Source organism: Ruminiclostridium cellobioparum DSM 1351 = ATCC 15832 (assembly GCF_000621505.1).
Taxonomy (GTDB): Bacteria; Bacillota; Clostridia; order Acetivibrionales; family DSM-1351; genus Ruminiclostridium; species Ruminiclostridium cellobioparum.
Genome location: NZ_KK211290.1, coordinates 157991 through 182738 on the forward strand (window position 1 = coordinate 157991; position 24748 = coordinate 182738).

Sequence of the window (24748 nt, forward strand, 5' to 3'; positions counted from 1 at the left end):
CTGTTTTATCCGGATTAATCCCAAATTATTATTATAATTTTCATTCAAGATTTGTCTTTCTATAATGCTTTTCCGCTTTAATTGCAAAAGCAAGATACAATACCATGAGTACGGGAAGAAAGAGCCAGAAACCCCCTCTCATCACCGCAAAAGGTGTTTCAAATAAGAATGCTTTCCAAAAATATACCCCAGTCCTTTCCCATAGTCCCGGCGTATAATACAATTCTCTGGGATTCAGAAATGCAGTAATATTAATAGCTTTGGTCAATATCAATGCAATAAAAATCGGGAAATAAGATATTGCGGTGGTTAGCCACATGTTTGATAATCTTTTATATCGAGCCGCTTTTGAAGGGGTATCTGAAAAAATATCAGTATCACCATTCTCATTGACTCTTTTAAAGTATTGTGTTCCCGAATATTTACTGCCTGATACATGTTCCCATCCCTGTTTTAACATCTGATTCAACCATTTTTCTTCCTTTTCAAAGTCTAAATAAAATCTGAATTTCTTCATTACAACCCTCCTCACTCCTGTCCCAAAACGTTTTTGGTAATTTCTATCATATGGTTCATTCTTTCAAAATCATGATGTAATACTTTTTTTCCTTCATCTGAAATAACATAAATCTTGCGTCGGCTGTCAACACTCTGCACAGGTTGAATGAACCTTAATTTTAACAGGTTTTCAATTGCTCCATATAAAGTTCCTGCAGCCATCCTTACCTCTCCATTGCTTAATTCTTCAACTTTCTGCATTATTAGATACCCATGCGCGGGTTGAAGCAACGCTAAAAGAATATAATATACTGTTTCTGTAAGAGGCAAATTCTTATCTCTTTTCACCTATTCACCACCCCTTTATATACAGTCAGGGTGTCCCAACCCTTTTGTTTACTTAGGGGATATATCCAGGTATTCTCTTATAGAAGTCGCTAATTCTTTAAGACCGTGACCAACTTTATCTTTCATATCAATCGGCAGATGTTCACTTGAAGTGTTTACTCCATTACATAGCTCATATAGATTCTCCTGTTTAACCCTTGCCTTCCTTATCTGTCTGATTAAAGCAGATGGTAATCTATTGAACTCTGCTTCCGGAATTGTTCTAAATGATTTCTTAGTATCATCTTCCTTTGGTGGATGAGGAAAGAAGAACACAGCCATCGGCCTTTTATAGACATCATAAGCCAGCTTCTCAAGCTGAGCATATGATGGCGAGTCTAATCCCTTTTCCCATGCTTCAATCACTTCAGAGCTCTTCTTAAGTTTTATCGTTACTTCATCTACAGTTAGGTTGGCAGATTCCCTTGCCCACCTCATAACATCCGGATTCACTGGAGCCTTCACCATTTTACATACCCCTTTTGAAACGTGTTCTAGGTTATTATACCATTTATCGGTATTATAACTACAAAGATGAGATTATTCATACCAGATATTTCAAATTAAGTCTCATATCTTAATGGTCATATTTTTTCTGCAAATAAATAAGCCCAAACATATATGTTCAGGCCTTTTCCAATAAAAATCAATTATCCTACATCGCACATACTCTGCCAATTCAAGTCTAAACTCTGAAGCTTGCCACCACCTCATTAAGCTGTTTTGAAAGTTCAATCAGCATATTCATGTTAGCCGCCACTTCCTGGAAGGAAGCTGTCTGTTCCTGTACTGCTGCAGCAACATCCTGGGTATTCTCGGAATTTTTTTCGACAACCAGTGAAATCCTGTTGGCAGATTCGTTGATTATATTGAAATTGGTATGGATTTTGCTGTTAATGCTTTGAATATCTTTTGCACACTCATATGTAACATTTGACTTTTCTGAAATTTCATTCAGCTTGACCTTTACATCATTCATGCTCTTTGCCTGGCTATCTATGGTTTCCACCATTTCATCCATGTGTTTCTTTACCTCTGATGTCTTCCCTGTAATATTTTTAACAATATCAACAATTCTTACAGTGGACTTTGCCGTCTCCTCTGCAAGCTTCCGGATCTCCTCAGCTACCACCGAGAAGCCTCGCCCTGCCTCCCCCGCTCTTGCTGCTTCAATGGATGCATTCAGAGCAAGCAGATTGGTTTGCTGTGAAATATTATTAATAATCTCAAGTATATCCCGTATGTCAAAAGAGTATTTTTCCAGGTGATTTACAGTATCCGATACCTTTTTTGTGCTGCCTACCACTGCCTCAAGCTCTTTCACATGCCTTTGGATAGCGTCATTCCCCTCTCCGGCTGCCCTGCTGGACATACCGGATTCCTCCAGCAGTCTCACCGCATTGCTTATTACCTGCTGGATATCGCTGCTCATGCCGTTGACAAGACCTGTCATGGTCTTCACCATTTCCGATTGCTCAACACTGCCTGCCGATACATCCGATACTGCACCGGCAATCATCTCGGTAGATTTTGCCAGCTCGTCACTGGTTCCCGATATGGCATCAATTGAGTGTGTCAATGTGACTGAGGATTTTGAGATAAGGACTACAATATCCTTAATGCTTGCAATAAATTTATTGAAATAGTCGGTCAGAATACCGATTTCATCATTATTATTCGATTGTATAACTTTTGTCAAATCTCCATTTCCTGACGCAATGTCTTTCAAATCCTCGGAAATCATTTTGATCGGTCGGACGATCCCCCTTCTGATAACTATAAACGAGAACACCGCCAAAATCAGAGAAATAAGCAAGAATACACCGCTTAACATCTTCGCCATCACGACTTTACCCTGGGCAATTTCAGAATACCTGGTAACCATTACATCTATTTGCTGTACATAATTGGTTACATCTGCATCAACGGTTTTTAACAATTCACTTTCATGATTTTCCGCAATACTTGTATACGCGGGCTTGAAAATGAGATCCCATTTATTTTGGATATCCTGTAACTGCACGATAATCTCTTCTGCCGTCGGTGCTTTCAGACCCGTTTCCGCATCTCCTTTTTGAAGTGACATTAATAGATTATCAAAATACTGAACTCTTTCGAGCAGCAGCTTGTTATCCTCTGTACCCGATTTATTATTTAAAACAATATTTGAAGATAAATATGCCATTCTAAAACTATTTGCTCTCAATCTGCCGGCCTGGTTTACAAAGTTGGCGTCACTGTCCATTGATTTGTAAGTGAAGAAGTTAATCCCTACAACTGCAATGATAAGTATTGAAAACGTTGAAAATATTATACTAAGTTTTGTTTTTATGGTCATTTGGCATGTCTCCTTTTCATGTTTTATAAAAAACATTTGATTGATAATATTTAACCAAATAATGATATCGTAAACAGTTTTTTTACAAATTTCGATCTTTTTTGTTCAAATAATTCACCTTTACCTCCTTCACGTAAAATTTATGATACACTTTCCATAAATATTTACTTTGCTTAGAACCGAACTGCTTGTATTTGAATATAATTGGTGAATAAGGAGTCTTGTTTGGAGCAGATAACTCAGAAATAGAATTACCTGATAAGAATTGATTACAAAATAAAATTTATCGTAAATTTTGAGTTGAAAACGGGCTGAATACAAGGTATAATAAATTCAGGTGATGGAGTTCACCTTTAAATGCATTGAGCTAATGACTCCTACTTTAATAAAAAGTAGGGGTCTTTTTATTTTTTCAGAAAGGGTGATACTTGAAATGCAAAAATTACTTTATGTTGGTATTGGCGGATTTATAGGTTCTTGTTTAAGATACCTTATATCCTTGCATTCCCCCAAACTATTTGGTACCCAATTACCTTACGGAACTTTAATAGTCAATGTGGTTGGAGGGATTTTAATAGGCTTTATTATAGATTTTAGTATAAAGTCCGGCATAATATCTCCAAATTTAAGATTATTTCTTACAACAGGAATAATGGGAGGGTTTACAACATTCTCTACCTTCAGCTATGAAACAATTAATCTTCTTAACGAGGGCAGTTATTTATTAGGTACTTTAAACATAGGCTTAAATTTGTTTTTGAGCCTTGGAGGGGTGGTATTAGGTAAGTTTATTGTACAAATGATATGATGCAGGACAAGCCAATATTCCTGTCCATCGGCTACAGCACCTGTCATTGGTGGCAAACCCGGTTATTATGACCAAATAAAAAAGCAAGGCTTTTTACCTTGCTAATGCTTAACTAGTTGCTCCGTGTCCCTTACGCTGTGATCTTATGCTATTCTTAATAATTCCTAAGGAGCAACAGTAAACATAAAATTGTGCCGAATAAAATGATTTGCGGTCTTTTGCTGCTATCGCTTACGAACAGGAATCCAAACCTCACTATAGGCGAAATTTATTTTATTTTTATCCATTTTGGTAAAAGAAAAAGAAGGAGCATTGATTACTTCATAATCGGAAGAAGGAAGCCATTCTGAATATATTTTTGCCATTGTATCTTGTAACGTAGAAGGAAATGGCCCTTCGTTTGGAAATACAGCCCAGGTATAGGCTTCGACCGGCACCACTTCCAATAGATCACTTACTTGACTTTCAGTCGTTAAAACACCTATCAGATGAGTTAAATCTCCTTCTTCTTTTAAGAAATTAGCGTCGGCCTCATAAGAAGCATTGACAATCTCATAAGGCTTAATATTTTGAAGGGAATGCATTTCTTTTTTTTGCTCATCCGTTATGCTTTGTGCAAGCTTCACAATCTCGTTGTTCACACCTTCAAATTGTATAGGGACACGATTGCTTACACCGACTAAATTAAACGCTGGTTTGTCTTCAATTCTAAATTCCATATTAATTCCTCCCTTAACGGTTATTATGAATGAAAGTTTGGGAAATGATTTACTTATGCCTTTTTTTATTACATCCGAGGGCAAAAACCCACTCCACTTTTTAAATGCTCGAGTAAAGCCGTCCATTGACTGATAACCATATTTCAAAGCGACATCCGTTACTTTTTCTCCATGTAATAAATCCATACTTGCTTCCGACAATTTTCTATTTTTGACATATTCACTAAGCGTCAACCCTGAAAGATAAAAAAATATCTGTCTGAAATGATAGTCAGAAACTCCAGCATATTCAGAAATTATTTCAAGAGATAGATCATCCGTCAAATGCTCTTCAATATAGTCAATCACATGATTTAATTCGTTTAACATAATCCCCCTCCTTTCATATACATAATACCAAAGTAAATTTTATGGTGCTCGACTTTTTCAACACAAAAAATATCGAATTTTTATATAAATATATAATTTCTCTTTTGACTCTTCCATGATGTGAGGCCATAAAATAACGGAATCAAATTGTAAAAATCAGTTTTTTCTTCATACTATCCTCTTTAAAATTTTTTAACACTTTCAAATATGTTATATTGTGGAAATAAATAAGTCAAGCGATTGCTTAAATCAGATCTTTGATACTATTGATTTACATTGGGAATAACTATAACTAACGAACATGTTATTTTAAAAGGAAGGACCATAAATAATGACTGAAAATAAATACACAAATAAACTAATTAACGAAAAATCCCCCTACCTCCTCCAACACGCCCACAACCCCGTCGACTGGTACCCCTGGGGACCGGAAGCCTTTGGACGGGCAGCCGGAGAAGACAAGCCAATATTCCTGTCCATCGGCTACAGCACTTGTCACTGGTGCCATGTTATGGAGCATGAATCTTTCGAAGATGAGGAAGTTGCACATCTTCTCAATAAGCACTTCATTTGCATCAAGGTCGACCGTGAGGAACGTCCGGACATAGACAGCATATATATGTCTGTATGCCAGTCACTCACCGGCCATGGCGGATGGCCCCTGACAGTGTTCCTCACTCCCGACCGGCATCCGTTTTTTGCCGGCACATATTACCCTAAAGGCGACAGCAGCGGTATGATGGGTTTGCTTAGTCTGCTCCGGGCAGTTCAGCAGGCATGGCAGGACAAACGGGAAACGCTGCTGGACTCGGCCCGTGAAATCCTTGCCTATCAAAAAACGGAGAAGGATTCAGCTGGCGGCGAGCTCACAGAAGCTGTGATACATGACGCCTTCTCTCACCTGAAGTACAGCTTTGACAGCATGTACGGCGGGTTCGGCAGGTCGCCGAAGTTTCCGACACCCCACAATCTGCTGTTCCTGCTAAGGTACTGGTATAACAACAAGGAGCCATACGCCCTGGAAATAGTTGAAAAAACACTGGAGTCGATGAAAAACGGCGGAATATACGATCATATCGGCTTCGGATTCAGCAGATACTCAACCGACAAGAAGTGGCTGGTGCCCCATTTCGAAAAAATGCTGTATGATAATGCACTTCTTGCCCTGGCATACGGCGAAACATACAGTGCTACAGGCAAAACACAGTATTCCGAAACCGCCGTTCAAATACTGGATTACATTTTAAGGGATATGACCTCTCCCGAAGGTGGCTTCTATTCAGCAGAAGATGCCGATTCCGAAGGAGTGGAGGGAAAATTTTATGTGTGGTCGGCGGAGGAAGTAACAGAAGTTTTGGGTGCTCCGGCTGCTCAAGAATACTGTAAACTTTACGATATCAGCCCCCGGGGTAACTTTGAGGGAATGAACATTCCAAACCTGATAGAAACAGAGCAGATACCCGAGGATAAAAGAGCCTTTGTTGAGGACTGCCGCCAAAAGCTGTTCGCCCATAGAGAGAAACGCATACACCCTCACAAGGATGACAAAATACTTACCTCCTGGAATGGACTGATGATGGCGGCAATGGCCTATTGCGGCAGAATCCTCAACCAGGGGAAATATATTTCTGCCGCCCGGAAATGTGCGGATTTCATCCTTGCGAAGCTTGTAAGATATGACGGCAGGCTCCTTGCCAGGTACCGTGACCGAGAAGCCGCATTTAATGCCTACCTTGAGGATTACGCTTTCCTGGTATGGGGACTGCTGGAATTATATGAAGCCACCCATGATGCTCAATACCTCGGACAGGCCCTAAAATTAAACGGCAATATGCTGGAGCTATTCAGTGACACTGCCGGCGCAGGACTTTTCCTTTATGGACATGACTCGGAGAAACTTATCACCCGCCCCAAGGAAAGCTACGACGGAGCCATACCTTCGGGCAATTCAGCCGCAGTTATGAACCTCCTCCGTCTGGCAAGACTCACAGGGAGGCATGAGCTGGAGGACAGAGCAAAAGAGATTCTGGATTTCTTCAGCAATGATATTGAAGCCGCCCCTACAGGTCACAGCTACATGCTCTGCGCCTATTTGTATTCCATATCCGGAAATGCTTCCGAGGTTGTAATAGTGGGTAATAAAAGCAGTGAAATGGTTAAGACTTATGACAGCCATTACAACCCGTTTTCTGTTTCCATTTCAAATATAACCCCCGAGCTTGTAAGCCTTATTCCGTACGTTTCGGAATATGGAGAACAGGATGGAAAAACTGCCGCATATGTGTGCAGGAACTTCGCCTGCTCCGCACCGGTTACCGATATTGCGGCCCTGTCGGAATTGATGTCATCCCCATAATCCATAAGAAAATTTTAATTTAAATTTATAATGCTGCCTGGATAAATAGTTTCTGAATATTGAGCAATAAATAGAAAAGCTGGATTATCCCCTGTAATCTGAAAGCTTGCACTCACGCCGGGTACACCGTTAAAAGGCAGACAGCGAAAATCGCTGTCTGCCTTTTATTAAAACAATATATTATTTCAAATTATGCTTTCAATCTAGCTTCAAGAGCTTTTAACTGATTTGCCAATTCAGCAGGCAACTTGCTGCCGTATTTAGCATAGTGCTCCTTGATTGATTCAACTTCCTGGAGCCATTCGGACTTGTTGACCTTGAGAAGCTCAGCCATATCCGCAGCCGATACGTCAAGACCTGCAGTATCGATAGCATCTTCAGTAGGCATATAACCGATTTCAGTCTTAACAGCTTTTCCTTCTCCGGATACTCTTTCGCAGATCCACTTGAGAACACGGCTGTTTTCACCGTAACCAGGCCATAACCACTTGCCGTTCTGATCCTTACGGAACCAGTTAACATAGAATATCTTCGGAAGTTTGTCTTCGCTTGTAGCAGCTCCAACATCCAACCAGTGCTGCAAGTAATCGCATACATTGTATCCGATGAACGGAAGCATTGCAAATGGATCACGACGAACCTGACCGATCTTGTCGGAGATGGCAGCAGCAGTGATTTCCGAACCCATGATTGAACCGAGGAATACACCGTGCTTCCAGTCAAAGCTTTCATGAACCAATGGAATAGTGCTTGGACGGCGTCCACCGATCAATATGGCTGAAATCGGTACTCCAGCAGGATCTTCCCACTCAGGAGCTATAACAGGGCACTGTGAGGCAGGAGCTGTGAAACGTGCATTTGGATGAGCAGCAGGAGTTTCTGAACCTGGAGCCCAGTCTTTACCCTTCCAGTCAATCAAATGAGCCGGAGCATCCACTCCCATGCCTTCCCACCATACATCTCCATCATCGGTTACACCAACGTTAGTGAATATGGTGTTCTTTTCGATGCTGTGCATAGCATTCGGATTTGAATCCAGTGAAGTTCCGGGAGCAACTCCGAAGAAACCTGCTTCAGGATTGATAGCATACAATCTGCCATCCTTTCCGAACTTCATCCAGGCTATATCATCACCGATCGTTTCAACTTTCCAGCCTGGAACTGTAGGAACCAGCATAGCCAGGTTGGTTTTTCCGCATGCACTTGGGAAAGCACCGCAGATATATTTAACATTTCCTTTAGGATCTGTAAGTTTTAAGATAAGCATATGTTCTGCAAGCCAGCCTTCTTCACGAGCGATAGCTGATGCAATACGAAGAGCGAAACACTTCTTGCCGAGAAGAGCGTTTCCGCCGTAACCTGAACCATAGGACCAGATTGTTCTTTCTTCTGGGAAATGACTGATGTATTTCTTTTCGATTGGAGCACATGGCCATTTAGTATCCTTTTCGCCTTCAGCCAGAGGAGCACCTACTGAATGCAAGCAAGGAACGAATTCTCCGTCACCGAGTACATCCAATACTTTCTTACCTATGCGGGTCATGATACGCATGTTGATTACAACGTAAGCGCTGTCAGTGATCTCGACACCGATTTTTGAAATTGTTGAACCTATAGGACCCATTGAGAAAGGAATTACATACATTGTTCTTCCCTTCATACAACCCTTGTATAAACCCTTCATGGTTTCCTTCAATTCATTGGGGTCAATCCAGTTGTTAGTTGGACCTGCTTCTTCCTTAGTCTTTGAAGCAATATATGTTCTGTCCTCAACACGAGCAACGTCAGATGGATCACTATTGAAAGAATAACATCCCGGACGCTTTGCTGGATTTAACGGCTTAGCCAATCCAACATTAACCAATTCCTGAATGAGACGATCGTTTTCTTCCTGAGAACCGTCACACCAATAAATCTGGTCTGGTTGACACATGTCAGCCATTTCTTTTACCCACGCTTGCAACTTCTTGTTCGTAGTCATCATAATTCTCCCTTCAATTTATAAAATATACTGCTGTAAATGAGTAGTATTCTTGTATGTCTTGTGGAAATTAGATTTTACATGCTCAAAAAAAATTTTCCTTCTTATTCTGCACGATTGTATCTAAAAATATTAACTCCATAATATTTTTCTCAAGCCATGAACAATTTACTATTCAGTATAATTGAACCATAAATCGAAATTTTAAAGAAAATGTTTTTCGGAACTGGTTCAAATTAGTAAGCAATAGATTTAGTTAATTTTTTCACTAACAATCTTAACATAGTAAACCATAAATTTCAACATCTGTTTTGTTAACTAAACGAAAATTTTCGTTTTAATTATGCAATTTGAAATTAATAGAATTTCATGTATTTATTTTCATACAGTCAACTTCCATTGGCTGAATATGCATTTCCCGCTCTTTGTGTATAGGGTTTATGGTCCATATCTATTTGTTTGCAATTTAGTACAATAAATTAATAAATTAAAAAAATCGAATGGTGCAGGTGATAAAATTGCACATACCATTTCTTAGCATTATTCACACCTGCTGCATACACTATAGTGAAGTGCATTAATGGAAAGGTGGAATAATTTTGGCTGCAAAATTCTTAAATTACTATGCCAGTGCAAATACGGCGCGCGGTTTTGTAACATACTTTGAGGACAATCTCATAGGGATTGACAAGATCTTTATATTAAAGGGCGGCTCTGATGATATTAAATCCTTACTCATGGTAGATATAGCGATCAACTGGTTCATAAAGGGCTATGATGTTGAACTGATTCACAGTGCTTCTGATGAAGAAGAGGTTGAGGCAGTTATTATTCCCGCCTTGGGTATGGCAGTTGTCAATGGAGATGTACAGCACATAGAACAAACCAGATCCTGCAGTTCTGCCGGTGAAATAGTTGAATTAAAACCGGATGAAACCTCCAGAGGTCCGGCAACTCCTGAAGAGTTGATCGCCTCTCTGATTAAAAATGTCCAGGAGCTCTATAAAATGGCCTACAAACAACTTCAAAGCGCTCTCAGGATACATGATGGCTGGGAAAAAATATACCTGGATAACGTAGATTTCGGGAAGCTGGATGAAATTGCAGATGCTGCAATTAAAAACTTCCTAAGTGATATGTCCATGAAAAAGGAGGGCATTGTCAGAAACCGTTTCCTTGGCGGAGCCACCGCAAAAGGCGCTGTTGACTTTGTAATGGATCTGACAAGGGATTTGGGTAAAAGATACTTCTTAAAAGGCCGTCCCGGATCAGGAAAGTCCACATTGCTCAGGAAAATAGCAGATGCTGCACAGAAAAGAGGTTTTGATGTTGAGGTATATCACTGCGCTTTGGATCCCCAAAGCCTGGATATGGTCATCATAAGGGAACTGGATATTGCTGTTTTGGACAGTACTTCTCCTCATGAATATTTCCCTTCCAGGGACGGTGATGAACTGATAGATCTCTACAGACTGGCCATAGCTCCGGGAACAGATGAAAAATACAGGGATGAGCTTGAGTCTATAATAGGCAAGTATAAGGAAGCCATCAGTTCAGGAGTTTCTTTCCTGGCAAAGGCAAAGGAGCTGCAAAACCAAATAAAAACCATCCTGGGGGACAAATTCACTCTGGAGTCAATGGATAAAATGTACCTGGATCTGGTGGATAAATTAAACGCCTATGTCAACGACCTGATTGACAAAACATAGAAGTGCATAAAAAAATGGGCGGTCTGAGACAGCCCATTTTGAATGTCAGTATATTTTTACAGCTTAAAGCTTCATAAGTGCACCGATTATAAAATTAAGTACAAACAGACAGGTTACCACATATAGTATGGGATGAACCTCCCTTGCCTTGCCCTTGCAGATTTTCATAATTACATAGAATATGAAGCCTGCTGCAATACCGTTTGAAATGCTGTAGGAGAAAGGCATTACCACAGCTGTAAAGAAAGCGGCCAGTGCTTCGTCAAAGTTCTCCCATTTTATTTTGGCAAAGGAACCCATCATCAAAACACCAACAACGATTAATGCAGGAGCAGTTGCCGCACCCGGAATAATCCCGGCTACAGGTGCAAACACCAGACATATTGCAAACAGGATTGCAGTAAATACCGAGGTCAACCCGGTTCTTCCGCCGGCTCCGATTCCTGCGGCACTCTCTACATAGGTTGTCGTATTTGAGGTACCCAGCAGTGCACCTATGGAAGTTGCCGTAGCATCTGCAAAAAGCGCCTTGTCCATCTTGGATCTGAAGCCTTTTCCTGCAAACAGTTCAGCTTCATCCTTATCGTCAAATATACCGCTCTTCCTGCCTGTTCCTATAAATGTTCCGATAGTGTCAAAGGTGTCGGACAAGCTGAAAGCGAGTATGGTTACCAATACGACCGCTATTTTCCCCGGCTCGCTGAACAGGCCTGCAAAGTCAAGCGCAAAAGCGGTCTGGGATATGTCTGAAATTTTATATGGAGTGGCGGCGGACAGTGTTGTAACGTGCATGGGAATACCAATGATGGTACTGGATAAAATTCCTATGAGTATGGCGCTCTTTACCTTCAAAAGCATGAGCACAACTGTTATTACCAGCCCTATCAATGCCAGCTGGGCAACAGGGCTTGTAAAATTAACGAGCGCAGGAACTACATTTGCACCGCCGGCTACAACTGTAGCTGAGTCTGCATTTTCGCCAAGTATGGTCAATGGAGCACCGGGTTTTGCTTCAGAGGTAAACTTCAGGAAACCTGCGTCCTTAAACCCTATGTATGCGATAAAAAGTCCTATACCTCCGCTGATGGCCAATTGAAGAGTTTCTGGAATTGCTTTGATAATTGATTTTCTTACCTGTGTTACAGTAATTAAAATATTGATAATACCGCATATGAATACCATAGCCAGCGCCTGCTGCCAGCTGTATCCAAGTCCGAAACACACCGTAAATGTAAAGAAGGCATTCAAGCCCATACCTGGAGCCTGTGCATAGGGGACGTTGGCAAACAACCCCATAACCAGTGTACCTATGACAGCTGCGAGTATTGTAGCAACATATACTCCGCCCTTCGGAATACCTGTTTGTCCCAGGATCGAAGGATTTACAAAGATAATGTACGCCATTGTAAAGAAAGTAGTTAAACCGGCTACGAACTCAGTCTTTACATTTGTTCCGCTTTCCTTGAGCCGGAACTGTTTTTCAAAAAAACTCATATTAGCTCTCCTCCTGTACTTTCTCCTCACTTTTATATTAACCATTCCATATTTGATTATTCAATCATATTAAAGGAAAATAAAGTGAGGACAGACCTTTAGTCTCATAAAACACAGGAAATATTTTATCACATTCTGTTATATTGGCAAGCTTTTAGTCAATATTAAATAAAAAATCTGTTTAAATTCATGCCTTGATTAAAAACAGTTTATTTTTCTTAAGCAAATCTATTGTAAAAGTAAACATCCTTCCGGCATCAATATACCGGACCTCAGCATTACCGATTTGTTTCATTTTCATAATACCCGTTTCCAGGTATAAGGCATCAAGTTTATTAAAGTCGGTTTCAGGTTTTTCCCAGTTGTGAAGTCTGTTCTCAATCCTTATTTTTTCTCCGGCATAGTCTGCAACATATGCTGCCGTCACATCCGTCTGGAGATGGTACGGCACTTGAGCCAGCTCTTCGCAGGAATGTATTGAAGTATTGCTTTCCTGATCGACACCGATAAGAAGTATATGACCGTTATTTATGGCATTGAGAAAATACGGGCTTCTCATGTCACAAGGGGAACCGGAAAATTGATGTCCGCATGTAACATAATCCTTTTCATATCCTATGGCTGAAACAGAGTGGGTAGGATGAAGCGATCTTTTTGCTTCCTTCAGCTTTCTTACAGTTTCAGGTATTATTCCCGTCCAGCAGGGAGTCTCCAAAACATTGAATACCGGCGGACATTTTGACGAATCTTCTCGTTTGCCGGTTAAGGTAGGTACAATCAGCGTCCCTTCGGCTCCAATAATATCAAGGATGGAATTAATTACACTTAATGCCCCACCTTCGACATAGCCCAGACTCTTCAGGGAACTATGCACTATCAGCATATCCCCTCTCTTTACTCCCAGATCGGTTAATTCCCTCATTAAAACATTTTGGGTCATACTATTACTGTTATTTTTCATTAATTAATACACTTCTTTCATATTTTTCAAGAGCTTCCACAAAAGATTTTGTAATCAGTTGGGGCCGCGTGATTGCAGCACCGATAACAGCACTGTAAGCTCCATTTTTAAAGCAATTAACCAGCTGCTCATTTGTAAAAATTCTGCCTTCTGCTATTACCGGTATTGATATTTTTGAGCTTAATTCATATATCAGCTCATAATCAGGTTCATCAATCTGGCGGCTGTGGGGTGTATATCCCGACATGGTCGTTGAGACGATATCACAGCCTTTTTCGGTAGCGGCAATGCCCTCTTCCAGGGTTGAGATATCGGCCATTGCAATTTTTCCGGCGGCTTTTATTTCCTTTATTATGTTTTCAAGGGTTTCACCGCCGGGCCTTACCCTGTGTGTTGCATCAAATGCTATGATATCTGCCGCAGAATTAATAAGTTTCCTCACTTCCACCAGTGTTGGAGTTATGTAAATGTCCGAATCCGGATAATCCTGCTTTATAATCCCTATTATGGGCAGATCGACATGCTTCCTTATTTCGTTTATATCTTCTGCCGTGTTGGCCCGGATGCCAACAGCCCCTCCCATACTTGCCGCCAGTGCCATTCTCCCCATTATCATGGAGCTGTGGAGAGGCTCATCCTCCAAAGCCTGACAGGATACAATCAATCCATTTTTTATTGCGTTAAATATATCTTGTTTATTCATAAATACTCCCTCGTATTCAGGAATGACTTCAGACATTCCTTAATTGGTTTATACCCGCCACCTGTCGAAGTGGTGGACATCTGCCGCCTCGTTATGTTAAAACAGCTATGTGCAGAATACATCCTTGTATTGGCTGCTATCCTTGCCTTAATTTATATGCACCCCTGTACGTTCTTAAAGGGTTAAAACCGAACCGGCCGTAAAAATCCTTTAATATTGTCCAATCAATAATTACATTTTTTGCTCCGCGCTTTTGAAGAAATCTTAAAGAGTCGTTAAGTATTCTGTTTCCCAGCCCTTTACCGCGGATATCTTCACTGATTCCGACAGGTCCGAGGCTTCCCCAATTTTCACCCCGGGAAGCGGCCAAATCATCTTTTCCCTCACTGATGAATATTTTGCAGAAACCCACTATCTCCTTCTTATTCCATAATATAAGAACATTCCTCATATCTCCGCCGTGTTCCAGATAATCAAACACCTCCGTTTTCCATCTGCCCGGAAAAGTTTTATCAAAAAAGCCGCTTAATTTGTCTTTATGCTCTGCCACCATCTCGCAGGTACGATAGTCCTCAGACTTATTCATATCAATTTTCAAATCATCAAAGTTAATCCTTGAGATATCTGCCGACAAATCATAATGCTCATCATTATTTAATATGAAGCCTCTTCCGGCAAAAAAGCCCAGTGACTGAGAGGAAGGATCGGGAATGCCTGAAAAGAAATTCTCAAACTCTCCTCCGATAATTATTTTTTCTGTTCCATACCGGTAAAGTTCTTTCTCTGCCCGCTGGAACAATTCTTTCCCAAATCCCCGGTTCCGGTATTTTCCGTCAACAACCAGCGAACTGATCCAGGCGCAGTTATCATATTCCGCAAGTGCTCCCCTGTTGACCTTGCTGACTATGAATCCGGCAAGCCTGCCATTGTCCGGCAATAAAAAGGAACCCTCATAAAACGTGTCTCTATCATTAAATATTTTATTCCGTATCATTTTACTTGTAACATGATACGCCTGCTTAAAGTTTTCATTCCACAACTTCACTATATCATCAGCATATTTTTCCTCGAGCAACGTTATATTAATAAAAAACACCTCACCTCATAAACTCTTTTCCAGCATTTTTTCCCTGACTATTTTTCCGTCAAGTTCTCCAACGGTTATACCTTCTTTTGAGCAGTATGCTGCCGCAATACCCGCAGCCTCGCCTGTTGCCCTGCAGGTGGCCTGTATTCTCACCGAAGACTGGGCCACAAAACTTGAAGAAATGCATCTGCCCCCAACCAGTAAATTGTCTATCTCCCCGGTTACAAGGCACCGGAAAGGTATTTCAAAATACTCGCCCTTTTGAAATGGCCTGATATCAAGTTTCTTTTCATCTATAAGACCGTGTATATCCACAGGATACGCAGTTCGTGCAATAGCGTCATCAAATTTTGCCCGGTTGTTATAATCCTCTTCCGTCAACACATATTTTCCTTTGATCCTTCTGGATTCCCTTATCCCCGGAACGGATGCCACCGACAGGATATAGCTGTTTTCAAAACCTTCGATATATTTCTTTAAAAATGTGTAAAGACGGCTTATCATTTTTTTCCCTGTGACGGCAATGCCGGTAATTGCGTCAGGATCAAGCGTATTATATATTCCCGGTATCTCCGGACAGTTAAAGGATACTACTCCCGGCATTCCCGGAACAGAAAAGGCCTGAAAATACCTGCCGTCGTCATAGGCCAGCACACCGTCCTCAACCGCTTTTTGGAATATTCCTGTCAACGGCTTTGGAGAATCCCATACAGAGGCTATTTCCATAAACGGATATTCCAGCACCATAGGCTCGCCTATACGTTTCATATGCTCCAGAACCCCGGGTATATCTACATTTCCAACCATAAAGCGCAGCGAAGAAGCCTGGTTCTGATGCATTATATCATCCCCCGTCAGGCAGGGTACGCCTGCCGAATGCGCAACAACGGCATCTCCCGAACAATCAATTATCACTTTTCCTTTTACCGCCTGAAGGCCGCCCTTGTTGTAAATTACCAATCCCTTGATGGTACGGTTTTCTACGATGGTATCTATGATCTGCGTATCGTAAAGCAGCCGGCCGCCCTGTTCCATATAGATATCTTCTGCTGTAAACTTAAGCATTTCGGGATTAAACCAGCCGTCATTCCCACAGGGGTCGGCAGCACCGTATTGCTGTTTCAGGAGGCGCTTCTTTACCATTTTATTGATATATGAAAGCTCGGCCTCCTCCGGTATGCCCGGACTCATCATGGGAGTTACCTGTCCTCCGGTAGCAGTTCCGCCAAGAAAGATATTCTTCTCAATCAGCAGTGTCCGGGCTCCCTCGGTCACCGCTGCAATGGCTGCAATACAGCCGGCGGTACCTCCGCCTGCAACTATAACGTCGTACTGGTATTCACTGATCTCACATATATTTGAATAAAGGTATTTTTCCACAACAAATCTCCTTTCAGAGCTTATCTTTTGCACTGTGCCCACCAGTCATAGCCATCCACATAGCACAGATCAAAAAGCATACAGCCCCCGGATTTTTCAAAGCACATATCCACTGCTTTACCGAATGTTTCAGACTCATTTTCATACTGCTGCAGAAACAGGCTTCCTACATAGGGCACCGCATCGCCTACCACCTTCCGCACCATATCTCCTGAGCCTTCAACGCTGTACCAGTAATCAGGTCTGCCTTTATCAAGCGCATCCCTGACAGTCACATCGGTATAGTAAAATCCCGACAGCAAAGTATCGATATATTCGGCATACCCAGTGTCAGCATAGCTCTTATCAACCCATGGATATTCCTCCGGAACATATTTCTCGCTTGCCCAGTTAGCCCCCACAAGATAATAAAGCGGGTACCAGGAACCTGTATAATCTGCGAATTGAACATTTTTCCCCGACTCTTTTATCATTGTCCGGACCTGCTTTATAAAAGTCTTTATAATGCCGGCCCTGAAGGTAACCCACTGACCGAACAAAGGTCCATAAACAACCTTGAGGTTCCTGTCCTTTTCGGTTTCCTGAGGAGCCTCAAGCTGATAAATATCTTCAGGCCAGTTCGGTACTTTTTTGCCGATAAATTCTTCAAACCTGCTTTTTGTATAATTGCTGAAATCGGAACCCAGGCCTACGAATCTCACCCTGTCCAGTACTACTCCGTCTATGTCATAGTTTGTGACCAGTTCCTTTATTATACTGAGCTCATAGTTCCTTACTTCCTCCATGACCGGATTTACAAATACTTCACTGAAATCGTCAATTGAGCCTGCAGTTCTTATATTGTTCAATTCTGCGATTGGTTGAATCTCAGGCTTTCCGTTTTCATTTATTCCATACATTCCTGTCTGCCACCCGGTATTTATAAAGCCCGGTGACAGCCTGTGCCGCTGTTTGACCCTGCCCTCGGCAAAAACATCAATACCGGCATACAGCTTCAAACCTTCGGCATGTGCCGCATCAATACAGGTCTTCAAATAGTCGGTATATTCAAAATCCTTGTCAAACCGGTTATAGTGAGGGACAAAAGAGCTTTTATATATGCAGAAGCCAGTAGTGTCTTTTGCACTCAGTATAATTGAACCTATGCCGGCTTCCCTGCATTTCTTTATAATACTTTTAAAATATTCTTTATCTATTATCCGCTGCTTATTGGCTTCAATCTCAACCCATATGTAATAATTGTAATTAACCACTCGAATGTCCACCCTTTATCCTTTAATTGCTCCTGAAACAGCATTGATGTAATTCTTTTGGAATAACAAAAATACTATAATTACAGGTATTATTGAAATTACAGTTCCTGCCGCAACGTATCCGAATTTGTAATTAAACTGCCCGCCAAGGTATTTAAGAGCAGTTGCCAGAGGGTATTTCTGCGGATCCTGGAGAACGATTATAGGCCATAAAAAGGCATTCCATTTACTTATGAAATTGAAAATAACAAGTGTGGATATGGCAGGCATAACGCCCGGAAGCATGATTTTACGCCAGGTTTTCAATTCTGAGGCACCGTCGATCTTTGCCGCTTCTATGAGTTCCCTGGGTATTCCCAGATAGGCCTGGCGAAGAAGGATTATGCTGAAAACAGACACGGCACCGGGTATGATTACACCGCCGAACTTATCCACCAGCTGGAGCTTCTGAACAGTAAGATAATTTACAATCATACCTGCTGCAGCCGGGATGATCATTGTACTTGTCAAAGCTCCGAATATAAAGCCTTTTCCTTTAAAGTTCATGCACGCCAGCGGATATGCACACAGTGCCGCAAGTATAATATCCAGCACGGTACCCGCAACAGTTATAAATGTGGTATTATACAGTATCCTGGGCAGGTTCATAAAGTCGATAACACCTATATAGTTGGTCAATGTGGGGTGAGCGGTAAACAGGTTCATACTGTAAATATTCTCACCCGACTTAAAGGTGGTGCTGAGCAGCCACAGGAAAGGGCCGGCAAAAAACGCACAGATAACAATAAAGAATATATAAAGCAGAACTTTAGATAACATTTGTTTTCTTATTTTTTTGTTTCTTGATTTAAAAGCTGTTTCAAAATCATTACTCATTATTACTCATCCCTCCTCTCCTGCCATATATGAATACAAATACGCTAAGCGCAAGTATCACTATGGAAACCAGTACTCCAACCGCGGCCGAGTACCCGAATTCAAAATTTACAAAGGCCTTGCGGTAGGAATAAAGGTTTGCAACCAGGGTCGCATTGTCAGGTCCGCCGTCATCCTTTATGGCAAAAACCACATCAAATACGCTTACGGCCGAAATAACCGACATTAAGCTGCAAAACCACACGTACGGCTTTAACAGAGGGATCTTGATCTTTATGAAAGTCTTTATTCTACCGGCTCCGTCAATTATTGCAGCTTCCTCCATCTCGGGAGGCAGCGACTGAAGTCCTGCAAGATAAAGCATCATATAGTAGCCCAGCCCCTGCCATATTGTTATGAACATAAGAGTAAACAGTGCAAGGTTTGCATCGCCCAGCCAGAGAACAGGATCCTTAAGGAGTCCGATATTCATCAGAATAGCATTAAGCACACCGCCTTCATCAAATATCCAGTTCCATATTATCGATACAGCAATCATTGACGTTACAACGGGAATATATATAAGCACCCTGAAAATGCTGATGCCCGGCAGCTTTTTATTGACAAGTGTAGCCAGTAATATTGACAGTATTTGAATTATTGGAACAACCAATACAAATTGGATTGAATGTCTTATGGCAATCCAGAATTCCTCATCATGAAAAGCCTTTATAAAGTTATCAAAGCCTATATAGTGGCTTTCCCCAATTCCCGAGTAGTCATAAAATGCCAAAGGTATACTGTAAATGATAGGATAAAATACAAAGACTGCCAGAACGATTAGTGCAGGTGCCATAAACGCATATGCAACGAGATTTTCTCTAATTCTTCTTTTTAAAACTCCATCTAGCCTCATTCAAATACCCCTTTTAAAAATCACCATGCAGGCAGAGCAGCTCTGCCTGCATGGTAATCAATATACTTTAATTGTTTACTGTCAGTTGGCTGCAAGTAATTCGTTAACCTTCTTCTCTGCATCATCCAGAGCTTTTTTAGGATCAACTCCGTTTACGGTTACTGCTTCCTGTGCTTTCTTGAGTGCAGCATATATATCATTCTGCTGTGTTACGGCAAGAGTCATATCAGCTGTCTTTGAGAGTTCGTCGGCTACAATTGAAATAGCCTTCTTTTCGGTAGTGCTTGTATCCGACTTGAAGAATGGGTCCTGTGAAGCCTTGACTGTGGATGGGAATATGGATACGGTTTTGCTGAATGCCAGCTGATTGTCATCATTAGTTATGAATGCTGCAAAATCAATAGCTTCCTTGTGGTGCTTGCTCAGTTCTGTAACAACAAGATTCATAACGGAGTTGTTGATTATACCTGCTTTACCAACCAGTGACTGGGTAACCTCAACGTTTTTATAAATATTCGGGGCTTCATCCTTAACCCTGTTTATGGATTGGGCACCTGAATGCATCATGGCAAGTTTGCCGGTATTGAACTGCTGCAGATTCTTTTCCCATTGTCCCCAGTTAACCTTTGGAATTATTCCCTCATCAACTGCTTTTTTATATCTGGTAAGCAGTTCTAAAGCTTCAGGTGTGTTAAAAGCTGCTTTGGTCCTGTCTTCGCTCAAAAGCGGAATGCCTTCAAGCCATAATGTCCTTCTGAATTCATCAGGAATGAAAAGGTAAGCTCCTGTTTTATCCTTCATCTGTTTTGCCAATGAAAGCATTTCGTCAAAGGTAGTCGGAGGAGTTGTAATTCCTGCTTTTGCGAATAAGTCCTTATTGTAGATAAGTACGTCCGGAGCACCGTACCAGGGGAATGCATATGTACCTTGAGTGGTTTTTGTGGAGTCAAATAAAGTTTTTATATACACACTCTTCTGTTCTTCTGTTGCTTCCTTCTCAAGGTTTACCAGTATACCCTTTCCAGCCAGTGTCAATGCCATTTCTGTATTCAAATTAACTACATCGGGAGCATTTCCGCCTGCTGCGGCTGTTATCAGTTTGTTCTGTATTGCATCATAAGGCAGGTCTGTCCACTTAACAGTAACATTTTTATTATCATTCTGGTATGTTTCAATCAGCTTGTTAAAGAAATCAGTGAATGTAGGCTGAAGTGAAATAGTCCAGAACTGCAGATTTACCGGTTCCTGACTTACCGAAGAATCAGCTGCTGCAGTTGAGGATGCAGCTGCTGTTGATGCGGCCGTATCTGAAGATTTAGTATCTGTTGCTGCTGATGATCCGCATCCTGCAACAATTCCTGCCATCATGCATACTGCCAAGACCAGTACAAGTATGCTTCTTAATCGACTTGCTTTTACCATGACGAATTCCTCCTAATATTTTGTTTTTTTATATCATGCCTTAATTATATATAAAAAGAAATTTTTCTTCAAGTCTTTATTTTATGAAAATATTTTTCTTTTTTTATTTTATTTTGAGTCTTGTTTTGATATTCTGCTCTTTTTTGTCATATTTATAGATAAAGTTTTTTGATATGGATACTGTAACATCCACACACCCCTGAGCTTTAAGCACAATTGAACTGCCGTTTACCTGTGCTATCTCCGGGTTGCTTGAGCTGACCTTGAATTGTGACGGGTCAAGATACATTATAATATCCTTTCCATCCTTGAAGGCCGCTCTGACTTTAATTTCTGCAGATTTTCCAACTTTCATTTCCTCTTCCGGCGGCAGCTCAAGTGTAAAATGGTCTATGGCATGCTTCTCATGGAACTCTTCATGGTTTATATAATTTACAAGTATACTGCTGCAATATGTCATATCCTCCAATATCCTTTTTTTAACCTCTTCATTCATACTCTTTGAAAGAGTTACCGTTTCAATTATTTTTTCTATGGATTTTTTAATTGCTCTTGCTTCTGAAGGATTTATGCCGGTTTCGGAGCAATTATTATCAGCAGCCGGAATAGAATTCAACCTGTCAGCCAGTGAAGCCGCCTCTTTTGCAGAAATGCCTTTATTGGGCAAATAGATTTCACTTATTTTTCTTTTAACCCCATTAACAATGGTTTTTACAGAGAGTGCAGGCTTATCATCCCAGACAACCGCGGTATTTCTGAACAGACCCTCCTTTAACGCACTGCCGTACCCTGCGTTCATGAGCGATTCATATTCAAAAAGAGCTGTACCGTCTGCTCCATTTTCTGCGGCAGTTGCAATCTGGCCTGCAAGCATTTCGCTGCTGAGCCCTGTTCCGGTTCCCAAACCCATTGTAGCGTATGCATGGCCCCTGGAAAATTCAACAGTGTTCAATATATCCTCCCTGGTGGACGTGGTATCCATCGTATATGACATTGGTATGATATTGTCTATATATCCTCCGGACACCCACTTTACCGGCTCCTGCATCAAAGTGGCGGGCCCTGCTTCATAGTTGGGCCATACATCGGCGGAGATCTGTATATCGGGCTTTACAGCTCTGACTTCCGAAACCACCCTGTAAACAAATGTATTAATAATATTGGCCCTGAAAGCACACCAGCTTTCCCAGAGCGGATCTCCGGGCCTGATGTTTATAGGATCGGCTCCATTTGCTTTTTTAAATAATTCCCTTGTATAGGTATCATAGCCAAAATCATTTGACCCGTCACCTCCGTCGGGATAACGCACATAATCCAGTTGAAGACCATCGATATCATACTTTTTGACCAGTTCGGAATATATGCTCATTATGAAGTCACGGGTTTCAGGCAATGCCGGATTTGCAAAATAATATTTGATATTGTACATGTCAACAAACTGGAAGTTATCACCCTTTCTGCTTATCAGCAGCCATTCCGGTTTTTTAGCATACACGGGGCCTCCATCAAAGGTACCCGAATCACCGATAAAAAAGTTTTCAACCCAGGAGTGCACTTCCATTCCTCTCTTGTGTGCTTCGGACAAATATGCACCCAGTACATCAAAACCGTTATACATGGGATTCTGTTCCGTTATCCTGTTTTCAGTAGGAAATATGGTATAACCTCCCCACCAGGTTTCCAGATATACCGTATTTATATTCAGTGCCTTCAGTTTGTCCAGATGCTCGGACACCTGCTCCAGTCGGGTTTCCTTCGGCCTTATCCAGACCGCCCTGGTTTCAACACTTTTGGACTGGTAGTTTGCAAAATGAGCATTATCGGAATTCTGCTCGATCCGGCCCGTAATTTCCATTAACTGCTTGTAGTCCCTTTCCTTTAACCGTTCTCTTGCACTTTGCACAAGCAGTTCCGCATTGTCTATGTATTCCTGCACTTTTGCATAGGGCACATCAAGGAATTTTGTCCGGGACACCTCAAGTTCCTGTTTTACCGTATCAATTTTAATTACCGCCCTGTCAATCATGGATTCAGGGGTAAACAGCACCAATACTGTTTTATCGGTTTTGTCCATTATGACACTCGACCCGATCAGAGCATGGTTCTTCAGCCAATCGGCCTTTACCCCGTGGCCTGACAATACCAATCCGTCTTTTGGGATCTGTGAATTATTTCCTCCCGCCTTTACAATTTTGTTGTCCTTATCCACTGTAACCTCATAACCCCAGGGGTTGGTACCTGTTGTACTGCCGTATGCACCGTCATAAACAATAAGCTGATCGGCTCCTCTAAAACCGGGATATCCGCTGTTGCCGGCTTCATCCCAGCCTGCCGGGTTATCTTCCCTGCTTTTGGGATTCAGGCTGTCATAGGGTGTTTTGCCTGCATTATACAAAAATGTGTTATTTGCAGACAGCTCTATTGAATCGCCTACCTTTACATTTCCGTCTAATTTTGCAAAGTACGGGCTGTCAGCCTGGACAGAGATGACATACCCTTTTTGAGGTATGGAAGAATTATTGTCCAGATATACCCCATCCTTTGAGGTGATAGCAGTAAACCCTGTTACTTTGCCATTTTCGGCTGTGATTTCCAGCCCCCAGGGATTTGTACGCGTGGTGGCACCATGGGAGGTTTCATAAAGGATAACCTCACCTGCTCCCCTTTCGGTATTTTTCTTGTTTATTTCATATATTGAACCATTAATTTTGAAATACATGGGAGGCAAGGTCTGAACCTCAAGATTTATCAGAGTAACCTTTTCTCCGACCTGTAAATTGCCGACAAACTCTTTAGCAGAACCTGACCCCGATATTACATATCCGTTTTCAGGTATGTACGTTCCGGTACCTCCGCCGCTGTTTTTCTCCGCTACAATGTTATTTGCAATCACTGCTTCTTCAGTGTCCGTCCCAAATACACCGGTATTTTCCCCATAGTTAATAGTATAAATAGTCAGTTTGTTACTTTCATGCTCCTTATCCACCGAATCTATGGCATGCTGTGTGCCATTTTCAGCCGACACCAGCTGTCCGGTTATAACCCGGGGCAGGGAATAACCGTTGATATTCACTTCCTCACCGGTTTTTAAATTATCCAGAATCCATGTTTCACTGGTGCCATGCCCGAACAGCACGAACCCGTTATAGGGAATTTTTACAGCACCCGCTCTGTCCCTGATTTCTGTCAGAACATATTTCCCATCCTTATAATCTGCTGCGGCCGCAGCACACCATACATTTGAATCAGTCAACTGTGCGGCGTTATCCCTTGTAAAAAGAATCAGCTCATCTGCAGCCTGGATAGGCCTGTTGACAGCGCTGACCTTCACAGTGCTGCCATTTTCAGCAGACACACTGATGTCTTGGCTCTCAGCATGGGATAATGGAGTCATGACACCTACTGCCAGCAAAATACACAAAAATAATGCCAGGATTTTCTTACACATGTCTTCTCCTCCTCAGGCACGATTAAACAATAAAACTCCGTCTCAAAAATAAATATTTAATATT

Annotated in this window: 20 protein-coding genes and 1 riboswitch; of the genes, 4 read left to right on the top strand and 16 right to left on the bottom strand. The window is 41.5% G+C overall.

Annotated features, from left to right (window positions below; all coding sequences use genetic code 11):
* Positions 1-40: 40 nt before the first annotated feature.
* The 4 genes from T344_RS0121370 to T344_RS0121385 form a co-directional block, all read right to left on the bottom strand.
* On the bottom strand, positions 41-517 hold the full coding sequence (locus T344_RS0121370) for a DUF2812 domain-containing protein (protein ID WP_027630387.1): 477 nt from the start codon (positions 515-517) through the stop codon (positions 41-43).
* Between the two features lie 11 nt (positions 518-528).
* Positions 529-846, bottom strand: coding sequence for a PadR family transcriptional regulator (locus T344_RS0121375; protein ID WP_027630388.1), 318 nt, complete (start codon positions 844-846; stop codon positions 529-531).
* 48 nt (positions 847-894) lie between these two features.
* Positions 895-1353: a helix-turn-helix domain-containing protein gene (locus T344_RS28990; RefSeq protein ID WP_051572127.1), complete on the bottom strand. Its 459-nt coding sequence runs from the start codon at positions 1351-1353 to the stop codon at positions 895-897.
* 217 nt (positions 1354-1570) lie between these two features.
* Positions 1571-3223 (bottom strand): methyl-accepting chemotaxis protein, encoded by a 1653-nt coding sequence (locus T344_RS0121385; protein ID WP_027630389.1) that lies wholly within the window; start codon positions 3221-3223, stop codon positions 1571-1573.
* 327 nt (positions 3224-3550) lie between these two features.
* Positions 3551-3610: riboswitch (Fluoride riboswitch) on the top strand.
* A gap of 46 nt (positions 3611-3656) precedes the next feature.
* On the opposite strand from T344_RS0121385, the gene crcB reads away from it, so the two are divergent.
* Positions 3657-4031 (top strand): fluoride efflux transporter CrcB, encoded by a 375-nt coding sequence (gene crcB, locus T344_RS0121390; RefSeq protein WP_027630390.1) that lies wholly within the window; start codon positions 3657-3659, stop codon positions 4029-4031.
* Positions 4031-4102, top strand: coding sequence for a DUF255 domain-containing protein (locus T344_RS32010; RefSeq protein ID WP_479692236.1), 72 nt, complete (start codon positions 4031-4033; stop codon positions 4100-4102). The genes crcB and T344_RS32010 overlap by 1 nt, the downstream gene beginning before the upstream one ends.
* A 153-nt stretch (positions 4103-4255) precedes the next feature.
* Here T344_RS32010 and T344_RS0121395 read toward each other — a convergent pair whose 3' ends face one another.
* On the bottom strand, positions 4256-5119 hold the full coding sequence (locus T344_RS0121395) for an AraC family transcriptional regulator (protein ID WP_027630391.1): 864 nt from the start codon (positions 5117-5119) through the stop codon (positions 4256-4258).
* A 331-nt stretch (positions 5120-5450) separates the two neighbouring features.
* Between T344_RS0121395 and T344_RS0121400 the strand changes: the two genes are divergently transcribed.
* Positions 5451-7475, top strand: a complete 2025-nt coding sequence (locus tag T344_RS0121400) for a thioredoxin domain-containing protein (protein ID WP_027630392.1) — start codon at positions 5451-5453, stop codon at positions 7473-7475.
* A gap of 190 nt (positions 7476-7665) precedes the next feature.
* Here the strand turns inward: T344_RS0121400 and T344_RS0121405 are convergent, their stop codons facing one another.
* Positions 7666-9456: a phosphoenolpyruvate carboxykinase (GTP) gene (locus T344_RS0121405; protein ID WP_027630393.1), complete on the bottom strand. Its 1791-nt coding sequence runs from the start codon at positions 9454-9456 to the stop codon at positions 7666-7668.
* Positions 9457-10055: 599 nt separating this feature from the next.
* On the opposite strand from T344_RS0121405, the gene T344_RS28995 reads away from it, so the two are divergent.
* The gene (locus tag T344_RS28995; RefSeq protein WP_034862602.1) at positions 10056-11165 is read left to right on the top strand and encodes a hypothetical protein; all 1110 of its coding nucleotides are present in this window, start codon (positions 10056-10058) and stop codon (positions 11163-11165) included.
* 63 nt (positions 11166-11228) lie between these two features.
* On the opposite strand, the gene T344_RS0121415 is transcribed toward T344_RS28995, so the two are convergent.
* The 10 genes from T344_RS0121415 to T344_RS29000 form a co-directional block, all read right to left on the bottom strand.
* Positions 11229-12659, bottom strand: coding sequence for an NCS2 family permease (locus T344_RS0121415; RefSeq protein ID WP_027630394.1), 1431 nt, complete (start codon positions 12657-12659; stop codon positions 11229-11231).
* A 187-nt stretch (positions 12660-12846) separates the two neighbouring features.
* Entirely contained in the window at positions 12847-13620 is a 774-nt protein-coding gene (locus tag T344_RS0121420; RefSeq protein ID WP_027630395.1) for an AAC(3) family N-acetyltransferase, read from the bottom strand.
* Positions 13610-14323, bottom strand: a complete 714-nt coding sequence (locus tag T344_RS0121425; RefSeq protein WP_034862712.1) for an N-acetylmannosamine-6-phosphate 2-epimerase — start codon at positions 14321-14323, stop codon at positions 13610-13612. The genes T344_RS0121420 and T344_RS0121425 overlap by 11 nt, the downstream gene beginning before the upstream one ends.
* Before the next feature lie 136 nt (positions 14324-14459).
* Complete coding sequence (locus T344_RS0121430) at positions 14460-15419, bottom strand: GNAT family N-acetyltransferase (RefSeq protein WP_027630397.1); 960 nt, start codon at positions 15417-15419, stop codon at positions 14460-14462.
* Between the two features lie 6 nt (positions 15420-15425).
* Positions 15426-16790 carry an FAD-dependent oxidoreductase gene (locus tag T344_RS0121435; protein WP_051572157.1) on the bottom strand — a complete coding sequence of 455 codons (1365 nt, stop codon included), beginning with the start codon at positions 16788-16790 and terminating at the stop codon, positions 15426-15428.
* 20 nt (positions 16791-16810) lie between these two features.
* Positions 16811-18043, bottom strand: a complete 1233-nt coding sequence (locus T344_RS0121440; RefSeq protein ID WP_027630399.1) for an alpha amylase family protein — start codon at positions 18041-18043, stop codon at positions 16811-16813.
* 15 nt (positions 18044-18058) lie between these two features.
* Complete coding sequence (locus T344_RS0121445; protein WP_027630400.1) at positions 18059-18919, bottom strand: carbohydrate ABC transporter permease; 861 nt, start codon at positions 18917-18919, stop codon at positions 18059-18061.
* A complete protein-coding gene (locus tag T344_RS0121450) occupies positions 18912-19814 on the bottom strand; it encodes a carbohydrate ABC transporter permease (RefSeq protein WP_034862605.1) in 903 nt (300 codons plus the stop codon). Before T344_RS0121450 ends, T344_RS0121445 begins: the two co-directional genes overlap by 8 nt.
* 81 nt (positions 19815-19895) lie before the next feature.
* Positions 19896-21236 (bottom strand): ABC transporter substrate-binding protein, encoded by a 1341-nt coding sequence (locus T344_RS0121455; RefSeq protein ID WP_027630402.1) that lies wholly within the window; start codon positions 21234-21236, stop codon positions 19896-19898.
* A gap of 103 nt (positions 21237-21339) precedes the next feature.
* A complete protein-coding gene (locus T344_RS29000) occupies positions 21340-24684 on the bottom strand; it encodes a glycoside hydrolase family 10-like protein (RefSeq protein ID WP_051572130.1) in 3345 nt (1114 codons plus the stop codon).
* Positions 24685-24748 lie beyond the last annotated feature (64 nt).